Origin of the sequence: Erythrobacter sp. Dej080120_24 (assembly GCF_036322605.1) — a bacterium.
Lineage (GTDB): Bacteria > Pseudomonadota > Alphaproteobacteria > Sphingomonadales > Sphingomonadaceae > Erythrobacter > Erythrobacter aurantius.
The window spans coordinates 767307-784993 of sequence record NZ_AP027262.1; the positions used below are offsets into that span (position 1 = coordinate 767307).

Annotated in this window: 19 protein-coding genes; 16 read left to right on the forward strand and 3 right to left on the reverse strand. The window is 61.5% G+C overall.

Features of this window, described 5'->3' with window-relative positions; all coding sequences use genetic code 11:
* Positions 1-45: 45 nt before the first annotated feature.
* Genes flgG through AABA34_RS03865 form a run of 8 tightly spaced genes read left to right on the forward strand, consistent with a single transcriptional unit; the run spans position 46 to position 6978 of the window.
* Positions 46-834, forward strand: coding sequence for a flagellar basal-body rod protein FlgG (flgG, locus tag AABA34_RS03830; protein WP_034956111.1), 789 nt, complete (start codon positions 46-48; stop codon positions 832-834).
* Between the two features lie 5 nt (positions 835-839).
* Positions 840-1517, forward strand: coding sequence for a flagellar basal body L-ring protein FlgH (locus tag AABA34_RS03835; protein ID WP_338303973.1), 678 nt, complete (start codon positions 840-842; stop codon positions 1515-1517).
* Positions 1517-2620, forward strand: a complete 1104-nt coding sequence (locus tag AABA34_RS03840) for a flagellar basal body P-ring protein FlgI (protein WP_338303974.1) — start codon at positions 1517-1519, stop codon at positions 2618-2620. Before AABA34_RS03835 ends, AABA34_RS03840 begins: the two co-directional genes overlap by 1 nt.
* The gene (locus tag AABA34_RS03845) at positions 2620-2913 is read left to right on the forward strand and encodes a rod-binding protein (protein ID WP_051700273.1); all 294 of its coding nucleotides are present in this window, start codon (positions 2620-2622) and stop codon (positions 2911-2913) included. Before AABA34_RS03840 ends, AABA34_RS03845 begins: the two co-directional genes overlap by 1 nt.
* A 5-nt stretch (positions 2914-2918) precedes the next feature.
* Complete coding sequence (gene flgK, locus AABA34_RS03850) at positions 2919-4259, forward strand: flagellar hook-associated protein FlgK (protein ID WP_338303975.1); 1341 nt, start codon at positions 2919-2921, stop codon at positions 4257-4259.
* Positions 4256-5176 (forward strand): flagellin N-terminal helical domain-containing protein, encoded by a 921-nt coding sequence (locus tag AABA34_RS03855; RefSeq protein ID WP_338303976.1) that lies wholly within the window; start codon positions 4256-4258, stop codon positions 5174-5176. Before flgK ends, AABA34_RS03855 begins: the two co-directional genes overlap by 4 nt.
* Positions 5177-5195: 19 nt before the next feature.
* Complete coding sequence (motA, locus tag AABA34_RS03860; RefSeq protein WP_034956104.1) at positions 5196-6059, forward strand: flagellar motor stator protein MotA; 864 nt, start codon at positions 5196-5198, stop codon at positions 6057-6059.
* 1 nt (position 6060) lies between these two features.
* On the forward strand, positions 6061-6978 hold the full coding sequence (locus AABA34_RS03865) for a flagellar motor protein MotB (protein WP_338303977.1): 918 nt from the start codon (positions 6061-6063) through the stop codon (positions 6976-6978).
* A 283-nt stretch (positions 6979-7261) separates the two neighbouring features.
* Here AABA34_RS03865 and AABA34_RS03870 read toward each other — a convergent pair whose 3' ends face one another.
* Complete coding sequence (locus AABA34_RS03870) at positions 7262-8104, reverse strand: response regulator (RefSeq protein WP_338303978.1); 843 nt, start codon at positions 8102-8104, stop codon at positions 7262-7264.
* Between the two features lie 215 nt (positions 8105-8319).
* On the opposite strand from AABA34_RS03870, the gene AABA34_RS03875 reads away from it, so the two are divergent.
* Genes AABA34_RS03875 through AABA34_RS03885 form a run of 3 tightly spaced genes read left to right on the forward strand, consistent with a single transcriptional unit; the run spans position 8320 to position 10657 of the window.
* Positions 8320-8532, forward strand: coding sequence for a hypothetical protein (locus AABA34_RS03875; protein WP_338303979.1), 213 nt, complete (start codon positions 8320-8322; stop codon positions 8530-8532).
* 34 nt (positions 8533-8566) lie between these two features.
* Complete coding sequence (locus AABA34_RS03880) at positions 8567-9112, forward strand: heme NO-binding domain-containing protein (RefSeq protein ID WP_338303980.1); 546 nt, start codon at positions 8567-8569, stop codon at positions 9110-9112.
* A gap of 15 nt (positions 9113-9127) precedes the next feature.
* Positions 9128-10657: an ATP-binding protein gene (locus tag AABA34_RS03885; protein ID WP_338303981.1), complete on the forward strand. Its 1530-nt coding sequence runs from the start codon at positions 9128-9130 to the stop codon at positions 10655-10657.
* 3 nt (positions 10658-10660) lie between these two features.
* Here the strand turns inward: AABA34_RS03885 and AABA34_RS03890 are convergent, their stop codons facing one another.
* Both AABA34_RS03890 and AABA34_RS03895 read right to left on the reverse strand, forming a co-directional pair.
* On the reverse strand, positions 10661-11263 hold the full coding sequence (locus AABA34_RS03890; RefSeq protein ID WP_338303982.1) for a response regulator transcription factor: 603 nt from the start codon (positions 11261-11263) through the stop codon (positions 10661-10663).
* A 365-nt stretch (positions 11264-11628) separates the two neighbouring features.
* Complete coding sequence (locus tag AABA34_RS03895) at positions 11629-12447, reverse strand: flagellin N-terminal helical domain-containing protein (RefSeq protein WP_338303983.1); 819 nt, start codon at positions 12445-12447, stop codon at positions 11629-11631.
* A gap of 233 nt (positions 12448-12680) precedes the next feature.
* Here AABA34_RS03895 and AABA34_RS03900 point away from each other — a divergent pair, with 233 nt between their 5' ends.
* Genes AABA34_RS03900 through AABA34_RS03920 form a run of 5 tightly spaced genes read left to right on the forward strand, consistent with a single transcriptional unit; the run spans position 12681 to position 17686 of the window.
* Positions 12681-14006, forward strand: coding sequence for a sigma-54 interaction domain-containing protein (locus AABA34_RS03900; RefSeq protein WP_338303984.1), 1326 nt, complete (start codon positions 12681-12683; stop codon positions 14004-14006).
* Positions 14003-14356, forward strand: a complete 354-nt coding sequence (gene fliE, locus AABA34_RS03905) for a flagellar hook-basal body complex protein FliE (RefSeq protein ID WP_338303985.1) — start codon at positions 14003-14005, stop codon at positions 14354-14356. Before AABA34_RS03900 ends, fliE begins: the two co-directional genes overlap by 4 nt.
* A gap of 3 nt (positions 14357-14359) precedes the next feature.
* Positions 14360-16003 carry a flagellar basal-body MS-ring/collar protein FliF gene (gene fliF, locus AABA34_RS03910; protein ID WP_338303986.1) on the forward strand — a complete coding sequence of 548 codons (1644 nt, stop codon included), beginning with the start codon at positions 14360-14362 and terminating at the stop codon, positions 16001-16003.
* Entirely contained in the window at positions 16000-17055 is a 1056-nt protein-coding gene (locus AABA34_RS03915) for a flagellar motor switch protein FliG (protein WP_338303987.1), read from the forward strand. The genes fliF and AABA34_RS03915 overlap by 4 nt, the downstream gene beginning before the upstream one ends.
* Positions 17039-17686: a FliH/SctL family protein gene (locus tag AABA34_RS03920; protein ID WP_338303988.1), complete on the forward strand. Its 648-nt coding sequence runs from the start codon at positions 17039-17041 to the stop codon at positions 17684-17686. The genes AABA34_RS03915 and AABA34_RS03920 overlap by 17 nt, the downstream gene beginning before the upstream one ends.
* Position 17687: the final 1 nt, after the last annotated feature.

The window sequence follows — 17687 nt, forward strand, 5'->3', positions numbered from 1 at the left end:
GCCCGCCACGCCGCACGCGAAATTCAGAGAAAAGGAACACACGCAATGCCCACTTCCGCCCTCCACGTCGCCCGCACCGGGCTTGAGGCACAGGATGCGCGGATGCGCGTCATCGCCAACAACCTCGCCAATATCGGCACCACCGGGTTCAAGCGCGACCGCGCCGATTTCGCGACGCTTGCCTATCAGGAACAGCGGGTGGCGGGGCAGCAATCGACCAACGAAACCGCCTATGCCGTGGGGCTCAACCTAGGCACGGGGGTGCAGGTGTTGGGTACGACCAGCATCCAGTCGCAGGGCACGCTCAACCAGACGGGCAATTCGCTCGACATGGCGCTGGATGGCAATGGCTATTTTCAGGTTGAACTTCCCGGTGGCCAGATCGCCTTCACCCGCGCGGGCAATTTCACCCTTTCGGCGCAGGGCAATCTTGTCACTTCGCAAGGCTATGCCGTGACCCCGCCGATCCAGGTGCCGCAGGGCGCGCAGAGCATCGCGGTTGCCCCCGATGGCACGGTGAGCGCGGTGCAGCCGGGACAGGCAGCGCCTGTGCAGCTCGGGCAATTGCAGGTCGCCAGCTTCGTCAATCCCGCCGGTCTTCGCCAGATCGGGGACAATTTCCTTGTCGAAACCGCCGCCAGCGGCCCGGTCGAACTCGGCGTCGCGGGGCAATTCGGGCGCGGACAGATCCGTCAGGGGATGCTCGAGGCTTCCAACGTGAACGTGGTCGAGGAGCTGGTCGAAATGATCGAGGCCCAGCGCGCCTACGAAATCAATTCCAAGATGGTGAGCGCGGTCGACGAAATGCTGCGCAACGCCAACCAGACATTGTGAGGGGCATGATGAAAAAGACGATTTTGCCAATCGCCGCCGCGCTCTCGCTTTCGGCCTGTATGGGTTCGGGCGCGCAGCGCGAGTTTGGTTTTGCAGCGCCTCCGCCGCCTCCCGCTCCGGCAGTCGTCGCGGGCGGCAACGGGGCCAGTCAGGGCGCTATTTTTCAGGTGAGCCAGGGCTATTCCGGCCTCGTCACCGGAACCCGCGCCCGCGCACTGGGCGATATGGTAACGATCCGGCTGGTGGAAAACACCACCACATCCAAGAGCACCAGCAGCCAGACACAACGTTCCGGCAGCTTCGGAATTACGCCTCCCACCGCCGGGCCGCTCGATTTCCTGAACCCCAATGCCCTTAATGCCAGCGGCGAAGGGTCGTTCAATGGAGGGGGGACCGCTGCGCAGCAAAGCCAATTGAGCGGTACCGTCGCGGTGACGATCGCGGCGATCTACCCCAACGGAACCGCCGAAGTGGTCGGAGAAAAGCAGATGTCGCTGAGCCAAGGGGACGAATGGGTCCAGTTCGCAGGACGCATCCGGCTGGTCGATATTGATGCCGACAACACCCTGCCGTCCTCTCGCGTGGCCAATGCGCGGGTGATCTACACCGGCAAGGGGCAAGTCCAGCAGGCAAGCCGTCCGGGCTGGCTGTCGCGCTTCTTCAATGCAGTGAGTCCGTTCTGATGCCGCGTTTTCACACATTCATCGCGCTGATTGCGCTGTTCATCGCGCTGGTGCCTTCGATGGCGTCGGCAGAGCGCATCCGTGATCTCGGCCAGTTCGAGGGGCTGCGTGCCAACCAATTGACGGGATATGGCGTTGTTGTCGGCCTGCAAGGGACCGGTGACGACAATCTCGAATATGTGACAGAGGCGATGCGGGGCGTATCTGGCCGGCTCGGGCTGCAATTGCCGCCCGGTGTCAGCCCCAATCTGCGCAACGCCGCCGCCGTCATTATCACCGCCGAATTGCCGCCCTTTGCCAAGCCGGGACAGCGGATCGACATCACCGTGTCGACGTTGGGCCAGGCCCGATCCTTGCGTGGGGGGGCGCTGGTGCTCGCCCCGCTGTATGGCGCGGACGGGCAGATCTATGCGATGGCGCAGGGCAATGTCGCGGTCGGCGGGCTGGGCGTATCGGGCCGCGACGGATCGCAATTGACCGTCAATGTGGCGACCGTGGGCCGGATCGCCGACGGAGCGACCGTCGAACGCGCTGTCGCAACCGGGTTCGATCAGCAAAGCTCGCTGCGCTTCAACCTGCATCAGGCCGATTTTCTTACCGCCGCACGGGTGCGCGACGCGATCAACGCGCGCTATCCCGGCACGGCGCAGATCGCTGACGGGGTGAGCATCGAGCTGGTTCTGCCATTCGGCAGCAATCAGCGCGCCGCCATGTTGGCCGACATCGAAATGCTCGACGTGATGCCTGCCCCGGTCGCAGCGCGAGTGATCGTCAACAGCCGCACCGGTACGGTGGTGATCAATCAGGCGGTGCGGCTTGCGCCGGCCGCAATCAGTCACGGCAAGCTGGTGATCCGGATCGAGGAATCGCCCGCCGTGATCCAACCCGATCCCTTCAGCCGGGGTGTGACTGCGGTTGAGGAATCCTCCGAAATCACCGTTTCCGAACGAAGTGATCGCATCGCTTTGATGCCGGGGGCTGCCAATCTTTCCGAGATCGTCGACGCGCTCAATCTGCTGGGCGTGGGCGCGGCTGATCTGGTGGTGATCCTCGAAAGCCTGAAGCAGGCAGGCGCCTTGCAGGCGGAAATGGTGGTGCTGTGATGATTGCGCCGCGTCTTTCCGCTGTCGATCCTGCAACCCCTGCGCTCTCGCCCGAGCGGCAGGAACTGCGCGCGGCGGCGGAAGGGTTCGAGGCGATCATGATCCGGCGGATGTTGGAAAGCGCGCGCGCATCGAGCTTTGCCGAGGACGCGCCGCTTACCGGAGGCGGCCTCAAACAGTTTCAGAAAATGCGCGACGAACACTTCGCCGAAGTGGCTTCGCAAAGCGGGGCCTTCGGGTTTGCACGGAGTATCGAGGAACAGCTTGCTCAATTTGTTGATGGCAAGGGTTAGAGGCCATGGCTACCAGTCTCATCACCATCGGCCGCACCGGATTGGCGGCATCGCGCGCAGCTTTGGAGCTGACGGCGCAGAATATCGCCAATGCCTCCAACGCCGATTACACGCGGCGGCGGATCGACCAGAGCGAGCTGGTGACGACAGGCCGGATAGACCGACTCCAGCGCAGCACACTGAACGGAGTGACGATCGGCAATGTCGATCGGCTGGGAAATGAGTTCACTCAGCGGCAGGTGCGTGCGAGCACTTCCGATCTTGCCCGCATAGAGGCGGAGATCGCGGGATTGCGCGGCGCTGAAAGCGCGCTGGAGCAATCGGGCCTTTACGAAAGCCTCGTCGATTTCGAAGCTGCGCTGACGCTGCTCGAAAGCGATCCGACCGATTCCGCCTTGCGCACGGCGGCGGTCGAAAGCGCGCGGCAGATGGCAGAGACATTCCAGTTCGCCGACTTTGCTCTTGGCAATGCCCGCAACCTTGCCGAAGCCGAACTGGGAGCCGGGATCGATAAGATCAACGGAACCGCCAGCGCGCTGGCCCGGATCAACCTTGATCTTGTCGGTGCGCGCGAAGGCACGGCGGGCCGCGCCGCGCTGCTTGATGCGCGCGATGCGGCTCTGCGTGATCTGTCGCAGGAAATCGGTATCGAAGTCAGCTTCGACCAGTTCGGAGCCGCCGAAGTGCGACTGGCCGCTCCGGGCAGTCCGGTGCTCGTCAGCGCTGCCACCGCCAGCACCATGAGCGCCGACATCACTCCGGGCGGGCCGGTGGAAATCCGGATCGACGGAGCAGCGGTATCACCTGCGGGCGGGAATGTTGCCGGACGCGTCGCGGCGCTGGCCGATTACACCCAGCGCCAGAGCGAACTTGATGCCGCAGCCGCAGCCACGATTGCACGCGCCAATACCGCGCAGGCCGCCGGGGCCGCGCTGGACGGATCGCCGGGGCAACCGCTTTTCTCAGGCACGCAGGCCAGCGACATCACCATGGTCCTGAGCGGTGGTGCGGGTCTGGCTGTTGCTCCTGCCGGATCGCCTGCGGGCGGCCGCGACACCGGCAATCTCGCCAATCTGATCGCCGCATTCGGTGCCGATGACGGGCCGATTGCCGGGATCGACCGCACGCTGCTTTCGCTGTCCAGCCGGATTGCCGGACTTGATACGACCCGCGACGGGCTGGCGATGATCCGCGAAAGCGCGGTCGCCACCATGCTGGCCGAAAGCGGGGTCGATCTCGAAACCGAAGCTGCCAATCTGGTGCGGCTGCAACAGGCGTTCGATGCCAATAGCCGCGTGATCCAGGTCGCCACCGAACTGTTCGACACCATTCTGGGGCTGGGATGATGACCGGCATCAGCAATTCCACCAGCGCCTTCTTCGATCGCTCTCTGGGTCAGATGAATGACCTCAGGGCATCGCTCGAACGGTTTCAGACCCAGATTGCCACCGGCGTGCGGATCGAGCGCGGATCAGACGATCCGGTTGCCGCCGCGCGCCTGCGTGCGCTCACCCGGCTCGAACGGCGCGGAGAGACCGAGGCCGAGAACGCAGCCCGGCTGGGCCAGGACCTGACGCAGGCTTCGAACGAAATCGAAGGCGTGGTCGCGATCCTCCAGCGGGTGCGTGAACTCGCTGTGGCCGCAGGCAGCGACACTGCGGGGGCCAGCGGGCGCGAGGCTATCGCGCTGGAAATCGAACAATTGGGCGAGGAGCTCTTCGCCCGGTCAAACGCCCGTTCCATCACTGGCGCGCCATTGTTCGCGGGCACTGCCGGAGCGCCCGCATTCGTGCGCGATGCTGCCGGCAATGTCACCTACAACGGCAACAGCCAGAATGGCACCGTTCCGGTTGCTCCGGGAACCCAGATCGAACGCGGGGTGACGGGTGATCAGCTGTTCGAATTCGACGTCAACGGCACGCCCGACAGCGCCTTCAACGTGCTGTCCGGCCTTGCGCTGGCCCTGCGGGGAGGCGCGGCCGATCCGGCACAGGCGGCGCAGGATGCACTCGCCGGGATCGACGCCGCGCTCGACAGCGCGACCCGCAGCCAGACGATCATCGGCACCCGGCTCGACTGGGTCAACGCGATCCAGCAGGATCAGGAAACCCGCGCGCTCGACGTGGCGGCGCAGCGATCGCAGATCGGCGACACTGATGTCACCGATGCGATCGTGCGCCTGCAGCAGGTGCTGACCGCGCTCGAAGCGAGCCAGGCCAGCTTCACCCGCATTTCTTCGCTTTCACTCTTCAACGCCCTTTAACCCCGGAAGGTCTGCCGCTGTGTTTGCCGCCATTGGTATCATCGTCCTTATTGTCATGGTCTTTGGCGGCTTCACCATTGCCGGTGGTTCTTTGGGTCCTGTCCTTGCCGCTCTGCCGCTTGAATTCATGATGATTGGCGGAGCGGCGCTGGGTGCGACGCTGATCGGCAATTCGATGCACGAACTGAAGCTGCTGGGCGGCGGCGTGGCCAAGGTGTTCAAGGGGCCGAAATACACCGATCAGGATCACCTCGACGCGATCGCCCTTTCGAGCAAGCTGATGAAGGTGCTGCGATCCGAAGGCGCGGTGGCGCTGGAAAGCCATGTGACCGAGCCGGAAAACTCCGCGCTGTTCAGCGAATACCCGCGCCTTCAGAAAGACCCTGTGGTCGTCAACATGATCTGCGATCCCTTGACGCTGATGGTGGTGTCTTCGGGCACGCTCGATACCCACGCGGTGGAGGATGTGATCGACAATGCGATCAAGACCCAGCTGCATGAAATGCAGGAGCCCGAACACGCGATCCAGTCTTTGGCGGATGCGTTCCCCGCGCTTGGCATCGTTGCTGCAGTGCTGGGCGTGATCAAGACCATGGGCGCGATCAGCGAACCGCCCGAAATCCTCGGCAAGATGATCGGCGGCGCATTGGTGGGAACATTCCTGGGGGTGCTGCTGGCCTATGGTTTTGCCGGGCCGATGGCGAGCCGTCTCAAGCAGGTGAACGCCCATGACAGCCAGATTTATCACTCGATCAAGCAGGTGATCATCGCCAGCCTGCACGGCTATCCGCAGCCATTGGTGCTCGAAGCGGCGCGTTCGGGCCTGCCGCCGGCACACCGGCCCAAGCTGACCGAACTGCTCGACCTGATGCGGGGCAAGTGACATGGCTTCGCGGGCATCAGTCGCCGATCCGACGCAGTCGGGTGAAGGCGGTGTCGGCGCCATCCCCGCGCCGATCATCGTCAAGAAAGTCGTCGTCACGGGCGGCGACGTCCGCCACGGTGGTCAGTGGAAAGTGGCCTATGCCGATTTCGTGACCGCGATGATGGCGTTCTTCCTGCTGCTGTGGCTGCTGGGCGCGACGGAGGAAGTCCAGCGCAAGGGGATCGCCGACTATTTCTCGCCCACTCTGGTAAAGACCCGGCAGGAAAGCTCGGGCTCTGATGGCCTGCTGGGCGGATCGTCGCTGACCGACGTTGACAACTATCCGCATGCAATGGGGCAGACCGGCACTCAGTCAATCACCATCCCGCGCGGCGCGCAGGGCGGCCCGGTTGAAGGTGGTGGAGAGGGCGATGCTACCAATCGCCTTCGCAAGTCGATCGAGGAGCAGTTGTCCGAAAAGCGCGAGATTTCGCGGCTGGTGCGTCAGGTGCGGGTGATGCGCGCGCCTGACGGTGTGCGGATCGATCTTGTCGACGATGCCGATTTTTCGATGTTCGCGCTTGGCACCACGGTCTTGACCGAGGATGCGCGCGCATTGCTTGAAGTGATCGGCGATACTCTCGCCCAAGAGCGCAACCCGCTGATCCTGCGTGGCCATACCGATTCCCTGCCATGGCGTTCGGGCGTGCAGGTCAACAACTGGTCGCTTTCCGCAGGACGAGCCGAGGCAACCCGCCAGCAACTGATCCTGAGCGGTCTGCCCGCCGCTCGTTTTGCCAGGATCGAGGGCGTGGCTGACACCGAGCCCCTGATCGCAAGCGACAGGACAGATCCCCGGAACCGGCGGATATCGCTGCTGCTGCTGAACCAGCAAACCAGGCCGGTGAGAAGCGCCGCGCGTGCCGAGCGACGATGACACCCTGGGTACGCGAAGATTGAGCCTCGGTGACGATAGCCAGATCAGGTTCGGGGTGGTGCGAACCAAGCAAAAACCTGCGGGGTCACGCAAATGTTGCCGAGGGAGACTTGCACCCCGGCAACATCGCGCAACCCTCAGGTGAGAACCATTGTTGTCCTCTTCCTCAGACCGTATTCAGAGGTAGTTTCAAAGGGGATTCGAGGCGAGTGAAAGAAATTTCATATTGAGATTTATTGTTCTCAATCGAAGCCGGTCGAACCCGCCGGAATTCGCGCCAATTTCATTCCTGGATGGCTGATAGATATCCGACCATCGCGTTGAAGGACTCTTCCTCGAGTTCCAGCATTACTCGCCGATTGTCTTCGGGGTCCTTCCATCTGCGCACCAGACCCGAAGCGACGAGATTGCCGACGTGCCGGAATGCCGTTGAAAATGGCACCTGAGTGGCCGCGCAGGCGCTTGATACCGGAATCGGTGTGCCTTGCAGTTTCGCCAGGGTCAGTTCGAGCATGATGTCCCACATCGGGTCCGAAAAGAGCTCGGCGTCAAGGAAATCCATTCTGCGGCGCCGCAGCTTGATGATATTGCGCACAAAATCCGTCATGGTCTGGCCGCGGGTCGAAGGCGAGACTGCCGGATTTTTCTTCTTGTTAGCGGCTTCTCGCAGTGTGGCGAGCTGCCACGAGCCCAGCATCTGTGCCCGCCGCATCGAGGCGCGGCGGAGAGCCGATGCCAGATCGCCTCTACCGACGGGTTTTGCCAGAAAATCAACGGCGTTGTGACGCATCGCCTCGACCGCGGTATCCAAAGAACCGAAGCCGGTGATCATCAGGGCAGCGATCGGCCGGGAAGACGAATAACGGGCGGCCAATTCGGATAACAGGCCCAGGCCGTCCATTTCCGGCATCTGGAAATCGGTAATGATAATCCCGATTGACTGATCTTCCCCGATAATTTTCAGTGCGTCGGTAGCGTTTCCGGCTGCGTGAAACGAATAACCGAGGTGATCGATCATTTCGCAGTATTCTTGAAGGCAAGCGGGATCGTCATCGATGACAAGAACCGTGCTTGTCATGATGGCCAGATCCATCGATTCAGCCCCCCGTTGCTGAAAGTCATCCATCCCGATTTGTGTTCCTACGACATTTATCGCCGAAAAGCGCGCCTATCCTAGCCATATCGATGCGCTTGGGCATCGACAGGGAATATACTTTCAAAATGAGAATGAGTCGATTTTGCATTGGCAAGTTCGTGGTTGATATCCCATTACCCTGATCTTTCAGGAACTTTTTGCGGGCTTTCGGCTTTGGAGCTTGGCGTTGTTTGAGGCATTGTTTGATGATTGAAAACAATCGGCGGTTGCACGATTTGAGACAGCCATTGAATGTCATCAGACTGGCAGCCGGGAACATGAGCATCCGTATCCAGCGCGAGGCAGATTTGCCAAGCCGGGAATACTACGCGTCGAAGCTGGACCTGATCGAAGCCCAGGTGGAAATGCTGGCCGCATTGCTGGACGAAATTGCAGGCAGCGACGCAAACGACCGATGATTTGGTGCTGATTTATGTTTAGGGATCCGTGGCGATGTACGGGATGATCCATTGCGCTGTGCGCGAAATGTTTGTCGAGCAGCTCGGCGCTACCGAATGGGCGGCGCTTGAACGCGCTGCGAAGATTACCGCTGCCGATCAAATCAGCTTCAACGTTTACGATGATGCTCTGACGATGCGGATACTGGAGGAAGCGGCCGCTCGCCTCGGCCTCGACATGCAGGATTGTCTGGAGGAGTTCGGCCGATACTGGATCGTTTTCGCCGGGAAGGGGTCGTTCAAGTCGATGATGGAATTCACCGGCGATGACATCGTGACTTTCATGTCGAACCTCGATCAGATGCACAGATCGGTGGTTCGCACCCTCACGAAAGCGCAAATGCCGTCGTTTCAGGTGCTGGAAAAAGGCGAAGGCTATTTCACGGTTCTCTACCTCTCGGAACGCAACGGCTTGGGCGCATTTGTGACCGGATTGATGAAAGGTCTGCTGGATTACTTCAATCAGGTTGGGGACGTGAAGCTGATCAAGGATGGCCCGGTTGGGCTTGAATACAAGATCTGGCACCGGGACGGACCGTAAATCATGCGGTTCGCGTTGGATTCCGAAGATCTAGGACGGTTGTTTCCAAGTCATATCCTTGTCGACAAGCACCTGAATATAATAGACTTTGGAGCGTCCATCGGGAAGAGGCTGCCGGATCTGACCAAAGGTGATCATCTTGAAGATCACTTCATCGTTTCCAACCCTGAACTCTTGAATGCCCTACCGGTCATATCGGCCAATATGCCAAGCATTCAATTGCGATCCAGATCACGCCCCCTCACGATGACCGGAGTCATCATCGAATCCGATGGAACATATCTGCTGGCGCTGAATCCCAGACCCATTCCGGACCCGACAGAACTGACCGGCCTGCGCATGTCGGATCTATCTCCGACCGATCCTTCGCTCGACAACATCCTGCTGATCAAGATGCAGGATGCCATGATCGCCGAAGCGAAGGAAATGGCCGCCAAATTGACCGCCGAGCGGCAGAAAAGCGATGCGTTGCTGCAGCAAGTCAGCAGAATATCGGGGTGCCTGGCTCATGACTTCAACAACCATCTGTCCATCATCAAGCTCAACGCACAAAGGCTTGCACAGGAAGCCAGCAACAACCGCCAAATTGCCACAATTGTGGAAATTCTGATGGAGACCACCACCAGAAGTTCGGCAATCGCATCCTCGCTGGTCACCCTGTCCTCCTCGCAGAACGACAAGCGGCGCGAATTCGTGGCGGACGAAATTCTGCATGCCTCGTTGCCTTACCTCAAGTCTTTGACGAGCGACGGGATTGAGCTGATCCTTGACCTCGATGCGTCGGGAGTGAAGGTGAAGCTTGGCCAGGCCGGTTTTCTCAACTGCCTGACCAATCTCATCCTCAATTCATGTGACGCGATCCTGCGTGAAGGTCGGATCGAAATTTCGACCTATCAATCGGTGAACTGGCTGGTGGTCGAAGTGTCAGACAATGGGATGGGATTGGGTGAAGCCGCGATGGCGCAGGCATTCGAACCCTATTTCTCGACCAAGGAGAAAGGAACCGGCCTGGGACTTGCTTCTGTTCAGGACTTCATGACCAACCATGGCGGGACGGTCGAGCTGTTACCAAACCCGGTATCGGGAGCGCTGGCGCGCCTGAAGTTCCCGATCATCCAAGATCTCGAAAGCGTCGCAGATATGTCGCCGCTTGCCCAGGCAGGATTGCCTATCGGGCCTTCAGACCAACCTCGAATCCTTGTCGTTGACGACGAGCAATACGCGCTTGAAGCTCTGGTCGAACTGCTTGAGCAGGAAGGCTACCATGTCGCCGGCGCATCCAGCCCGCGCGAAGGCATAGGTCTTGTTCAAGAATACAATGAAGCCAATTGTCCGTTCGACGCATTGCTGACCGACGTGATCATGCCCAAAGGCAATGGCATCATACTGGCCCACGCAGCCCGGGCGATGTCTCCGGATATCAAAGTCATAGTGATGAGCGGAATGCGTCCAGAAGAGGCAATGCCTGACTGGCCATTCCTGCAAAAGCCGCTCAGACTGGAACTCGTAACCGAAACCCTCAGCAGAGTATTGGGGCCTCGATAGACGCTAGGCCGCAATCCCCGCGGCAACCGCGAGTCTGACCGCTTCCGGCGAGCTCGAAACACCCAGTTTCGAAATCATGATCTTGCGGTGCAGTTCGACGGTTCGGGGGCTGATGCCGAATTCCTGCGCGATCTGCTTGTTCGACATGCCATGCGACACGCATTTGAGAACCTGCACCTGCCGGAAACTGAGTTCGCGCACCAGACGCTTGGCTCGCGCCGACCGGCTCAATTCGTGCCCGGACTGCGCGATGATGCTTTCCAATTGGACAAGACGCCCCGCCACCGAATCTTTCTCTCCCGGGAACGCAAAGCAATCGAGTGCACCATTCCGCACCGCATTAACGACCTGAAGCGTCAGAAACTCCTCAGAATACACCGCGAACGGGAACCATTCACCAATGTCTTCGAGCCGACGCGCGAATTCCGGAACAATGTCTCCCTTGTCATGTATCAAGACAATACTTGGAGAGTAACAGTAGGAGAAAAAGTCGTCCAACGACTCAATTGGCTCGGAGTAGTATCCAAGTGAAGCCAGGAACCGATACATCTCCGTGCGCGTAGAGGCGTCGGGATCGATGAGAAGGATTTTGCTTTTCGTGTCCATGCATGTTGGATAACCCAGTATTTCTCCCTACCAAAGCGCGTCAGCTTCCAAAATGAAAGCGTTCCGAGACATTGCGGAATCTAGCCAGGTGCCCCGGTCCGGGCCCCTCATAGGGGAAAATCCACCCTAGTATTTGCCGTTAGTCCGATAAGTCCGATCATTCCCAAAATGGGAGCGAATGCGAAGACGCAATCCATGCCATCGGCAAATTTCAAAGGCATTTGGGCTGCAAGCCTGGGTGGCGCGGGGCCATGATGCCGTTCTGAAGCGGCTATCGGATGCACGAAGAAAACAAACAAAAAGCCCGGAGCGCGAGGCTCCGGGCTTCTGCTGAACCCGGCGGAGGCCGGGCCGGGAGGCGAGGTTTAGCGCAGCAGCGACAGGACGTTCTGCTGCGACTGGTTGGCCTGGGCGAGCATCGCGGTCGATGCCTGGCCGAGGATCTGAGCCTTGGCGAGCGCGGTCGTCTCGGCCGAATAGTCGGCATCTTCGATCCGCGAGCGAGCGTCGGCAAGGTTGGTCGAAGTCGTGGTCAGGTTGTTGATCGCCGCGTCGAGGCGGTTCTGGCCCGCACCCAGCGACGAACGCGCAGTGTTCACATCCGAAAGCGCGGCATCGACGTTGGTGATCGCGGTTGCGGCGTTGGCAACCGAGGAAACATCGAGAGCGGCTGCATCAATATTGGTGCCGTCGATCGCGGTGCTGGTCAGGGTAACACTGCGGCCCGCGTCGATCTGGATGTCGACCGTCACATCGGTGCCGGCAGTGGTGCTGAACAGCGTCACACCGTTGAAGGTGGTGTTGCTGAGGATGTCGTCGATCTGAGCGGCAAGCTCGGTAACTTCGGTATCGAGGAAACCGCGGTCTTCCGCATCGAGTGTACCGTTCTGCGATTGCACGGCAATTTCACGGACACGCTGAAGCATGTTGGTGACTTCCTGCAGCGCGCCTTCAGCGGTCTGGGCCAGCGCGATGCCGTCGCTGGCGTTACGCACACCCTGATTCAGCGCACGGATGTCGCTGGTGAAGCCGGTGGCGATCGAAAGGCCGGCGGCATCGTCGGCGGCGCTGTTGATGCGGCTGCCGGTGGAAAGGCGCTCCATAGCGGCGCCGAGCATTTCATTGGCACGCGAGCTTGCATTGGCAGCGCGCAAAGCGGAGATATTGGTGTTAATCACGGACATAGGTCTAACTCCCGTAGGTCTTGAGCAAGTGGTCAACAGAAGCGACCAGAGCCGCACCTGCTGACCCTAAGAGCGACCATCCGCCGGGATGTTTAAGGCCCAAGGCAGGACCGCATCCCTCGCCATCGCGTCACATACGCACAAACCCTAAGTGAAAGTGCGGGTACTTAAATTTGCCATATCTTGTCCGCACGGACGGCAATTTCTTTCCACCAGGAAACAACAGGTGGATCATGAGGGCAGCAGGGACCGCAAAAAATTTCTCGCAGGACGAAGGCAAACCGAACCAGCGAGGTCTGACTGGCGCGCGAAAATCGCATTCCGCGCTGCTTGATCCGACATTGCCGCTGCTGGCGCAAAGCTGGCAACAGAACCGGCTGGAGCTGGGCGATCACGGCAATTTCGCGCCGCGCGAGGGGGATCTGGCAGCAGACAGCGTCGCGCTGAACCTTGTTCACGCCGAAAATCCAGCCATCACCCAGACTGGTGCTGCGCGTTTGACGCTGGCCTATTCGATGCCGTCGCTCAATCAGGCGCGGGCTGCTCTGATTGCTTGTGCAGCAAAAGAAGGTGCGCCGATTGCGGCTGATCGCCACAGCCTTGCTTTGTTGACACTGGCGGAGCGGATTGCCGCGAGCAACATTCCTGTCCTGCTCGAAGGGCCGACCGGCACCGGCAAGGAAGTTATCGCCCGCTTCGTCCATTCCATGAGCGCGCGCCGCAACGGGCCGTTTGTCGCGGTCAATTGCGCGGCCATGCCGGAAGCCATGCTGGAGGCATTGCTATTCGGCCATCGCAAGGGCGCCTTCACTGGCGCGGGCGAAGCGAGCGAAGGCCTGTTCCGCAGTGCGCATCGGGGGACGTTGCTGCTCGACGAGATCGGCGAGCTGCCGCTTTCCCTCCAAGCCAAATTGCTGCGCACCCTGCAAGAAGGCGAGGTGTTGCCACTTGGGGCTACCAGCCCGGTGAAGGTCGACGTGCGGATCATCGCCGCGACCAACCGCACGCTCGCGCGCGAAGTCGAAGCGGGGAGGTTCCGCGAGGACCTGATGTACCGCCTCAACGTCTTTCCCATGGCGCTTTCCGCCCTACGCGAACGGCGCGGGGATATCGCCCCGCTCGCTTTCGGAATGCTGCTGCGACATGCCGCCAAGCCGGGAATGCCGTGCTGGATTTCGGGGCAGGCGATCGCTCTGCTCGAAACGCACGCTTGGCCGGGCAATGTGCGCGAACTCGAAAATGTAATCCGCCGGGCAATCCTGCTGGCGGGCAAGGAACATTGCATCGGCTCGGAACACATCGTGTTCGATCAACCGGTTCGCTCGCTGGATGCAGAGCCGCGTTACACTACCACTCCGACACCTGCCGGGGCAGCGTCGGGATCGCTTTCTGACGTGGCGTTCCAGTCCGAGGCACAGGCGATCCTGTCGGCGCTCGATGCCAATGACGGGCACCGTGGGCGGACCGCGCGCAGCCTCGGTATTTCCGAACGCACGCTGCGGTATCGCCTCGCCTCTATGCGGGAATGCGGGCTGATGGCTGCAGGGGCTGAGGTATGAACACGATCGGTCCCATGCGCGGCATTCACGAAGTGATGGCGCTGCGTCACGAAGTCCTCTCCAAAAGCAGGGCGCTGCAGGAAGTGCGCGCCACCGGCGATGCGCCCGAAGCCAAGGGCACCCGCCCCGCAGCGGGTTTTGCCGATGCGCTCACCGGCGCCTTGCAGAATGTCAGCGCGGTGCAGCAGCGGTCCTCAGACATGCAGGCCGCCTATGAGCGCGGCGAAGTAACCGACATCGCGCAAGTGATGCTCGCCCGTCAGGAAGCCGGAGTGGCGTTCGAGGCGACGCTGCAAGTGCGCAACAAATTGCTGTCCGCCTACCAGGACATCATGCGGATGGGGAGCTGATAGGTGGCTGAAGCAGACGCAAATATGCCGGTGCCCACGGGCACTGCGGTGCCGATAGGTTCCTTTCCGGCTCAGGGTGACTGGCGAGGGCGGGTAGCGGATTTCACCGCCCAACCCGCGTTTCGTCGCGCGCTCCCCGCGCTTGTCGGTGTCGGGACGGTCGCGCTGGTTGCTGCGCTTTATCTCTCGATCGCGCAGGGGCCGCAGCGCACTCTTTATGCGAGCCTGAACGATAGCGAGCGAGCGAAGGTGGTTGAGGCGCTGGAACGCGGCAACATCTCTTACGCGATCGACAACGGCACCGGCGCGGTGACTGTCGCAGAAGACGATGTCTATCGCGCGCGGATGCTGGTTGCCAGCGATGCGGGTCTAGCCGCTCCGCAGGGCGCGAGCGAGATGCTCGACGCGATCCCGTTGGGTTCCAGCCGCACGCTGGAAGGCGAGAGGCTGCGGCTGGCGCGCGAACGCGAACTGATGCTGACGATCCGCGAGATCGATGGGATCGAAAGCGTGCGCGTCCATCTGGCGACGCCCGAACGTTCGGTTTTCGTGCGCCAGAACAGCGCGCCCAGCGCCAGCGTGATGGTGCGGCTCGTCAGCGGACGCAGCCTGAGCCAGCAACAGGTCGAGGCGATCGTCAATCTGGTGTCGGGATCGGTACCCGGAATGACGCCGGACGCTGTCCGCGTGGTCGACCAGAACGGGCGGCTGCTGTCGGCGGAAGCGGACAACACGCTCGACGCGCTGACGTTGCAGCGCGAATTCGAAGCGAAGCTGCGCGAACAGCTCACCACCTTGCTCATGCCATTGCTGGGGGAAGGCAATTTCTCCAGCGAGGTGCAAGTCGTGCTTGACCAGGCCGAAGTGACATCGGCGCGCGAAAGCTATGATCAGGAAGGCGTCGTGCGCAGCGAAAGCGAGCGTTTGGCAACCCGGCTTGCCGCTGGCGGAACGGGCGGCATTCCGGGCGTCACGGCCAATACGCCGCCTGCCGATGCGCAGCTTGTCGATGGCGCACCCGATCCGCAGGCGCAAGCGGCGGGCGAGGGCGGGCAGCCGACCGACAGTGAAAGCGCGGTGCAGCGCAATTACGAACTCGGCCGCGAAGTCGCGGTGACCAGCACAAGAGCGGGCGGCCTTGTCAAACTCTCGGTCGCTGTCGCCGTCAGCGATGCCGCGCTCGAAGCGGCCAAGCCGCTGACCGCCGAGGAACTGGAAAACCTTGTCAGCGCCGCAGTTGGCGCGGATCCTGCGCGCGGCGATCAGGTGCAGGTTGTCGTCAGCGCATTCGAAAGCCGCGAACTTCCCGAACTGGCGTTCTACGAGCAAGGCTGGTTCGCCACCGCTCTGCGCTATGCCACGGCCTTGCTGGCGGTCCTGCTGGTACTGCTGCTGGCGGTCCGCCCGTTGATAAAGCGGATGCGCGATCCCGCGGCCAAGCCTGACGAGGATGCTTCGGAGGCAAATTCACTTGCGTCAGGCCAGATTCGGACCGGCATCGCGGCCGATATTGCCGAGGATGCACAGGCAGCGGACTTCCCCAAGAAGATCGAACTCGCCCGGCAACTTGCCGCGACCCAGCCCGATCGCGCGGTGGAGGCGCTCCAGCGCATGCTTGAAACTCCGCAGGAGGCGAAATCGCAATGACGAGCATGGATCAGATCGAAGTTGGCGATGGCGAAGACTCCGGCTCGGCAGCGCCCAGGCCGTTGCTGAGCCGGATCGACCGCGCGGCGGTGTTCCTGATGTTGCTGAGCGACGATGAAGCCGCAGCCCTGCTTTCGCGGATGGACCCCACCGAAGTCGAGATGATCGGCACGGCGATGTGTGAGCTCGGCGAAATCGACCGCGCGGCCATGACCGAGGCGCTGGAGGATTTCGTCGCCGAAAGCACGCGCGAGGTGCTGGCCCGGCAGGATCGCGGTGCTCAGGTGCGCGCCTTGCTTGAACGCTCGATCGGCCCGGCCAAGACAAAAAGCATGATGCTGCGGATCGAGCCGGAGCCCAAGGTGCGCGGGATTGAAATTGCCCGCTGGCTTGCTCCGCCGGTGCTGCTCAAGCTGGTGGAGGAAGAACACCCGCAGGTGATCGCCGCGCTGCTGCTGATGCTGGAGCCCGAACCCGCAGCCGAAGTGCTGTCTGGCTTGCCGACCAGTGTTCAGCCGCTGGTGGTCGAACGCATCGCCCGGATCGGGCCGGTTTCCCAGCAGGCAATCGACATGATCGAAAGCCTGTTGTCGCAGAAGATCGGCGCGAGCTTCGGCATCAGCACGCTCACAATCGGCGGCCCGCGCGAGGCGGCGAACCTTATCAACCTGGCCTCAGGGGACATGCGCGGGACCGTTTTGCCCGCGATTGCCCAGCGCGACGGCGCACTGGCCGAACGCATCGAAGAAGAAATGTTCACTTTCGAAATGCTGTTCGATCTCGATCGTCAGGCGATGGAGCGGCTGCTGCGCGATGTCGAAACGGAAAATCTGGTCGATGCGCTCAAGGGGCTCAAGGAGCCCGAACGCGCGCCGTTCTTCGCTGCCATGTCGAGCCGTGCGGCCGATGGCATTCGCGACGAGATCGACCTGCGCGGACGTCTTGCCCGCAGCGAAGTGCTCGCGGCACAGCGCAAGATCGTCGAGGTCGCGCGTGCACTGGCCGATCAGGGCGAAATCATAATGGGGGCGGACGATGGCGAGTTCGTCTGATTGGATGTCCGCGCTTGCCGAAATGGAACCTGTCGCCGGGCCGGCTGCGCCGAACTGGATCGAAGCGTTGGGAGCAGGACACAGCTTCGTTGCCGGATTTCCGGCCAGGGACAAGCCGAAAGAGCCGAGACGGCCCGATGCCCAAGTGCCTGCGCCTGCACCAGCACCCGATGCACCCGACCCTGTGGCGGAAGCCTTCGCCCGGGGTGAGGCTGGCGGACGCGCTGCGGCGGCGGCTGAATATCGCGCGGAGCAGGAGAAGCAGCGCGGCCTAAGGCTGAATTTCAGGGCGCTTGATCAGGCTGCGATGGACAGTCTTGCCTCCGAGTTATCGAACACCGTGATCGCGCTGTGCGAAGCGGCCATTGCCGGGTTCACTCCCGATCCTCAGAGCCTTTCGCAGCGGTGCCATGAAGCGGCGCGGCGCATCGGCAGCGCGGCTGCGGAATGCGCGCTCCATTTGCATCCCCAAGACATCGAACTGCTTGCCCCTGAAACGCGGGAACACTGGCGCATCGTGCCTGACCCTGCCGTTGAACGCGGTGGCCTGCGGTTCGAAGGCGACGAGGGCGCGATCAGCGACGGTCCGGCAGATTGGCGCCGTGCCATTGCCGCGGCGATCCGGGGCTGAG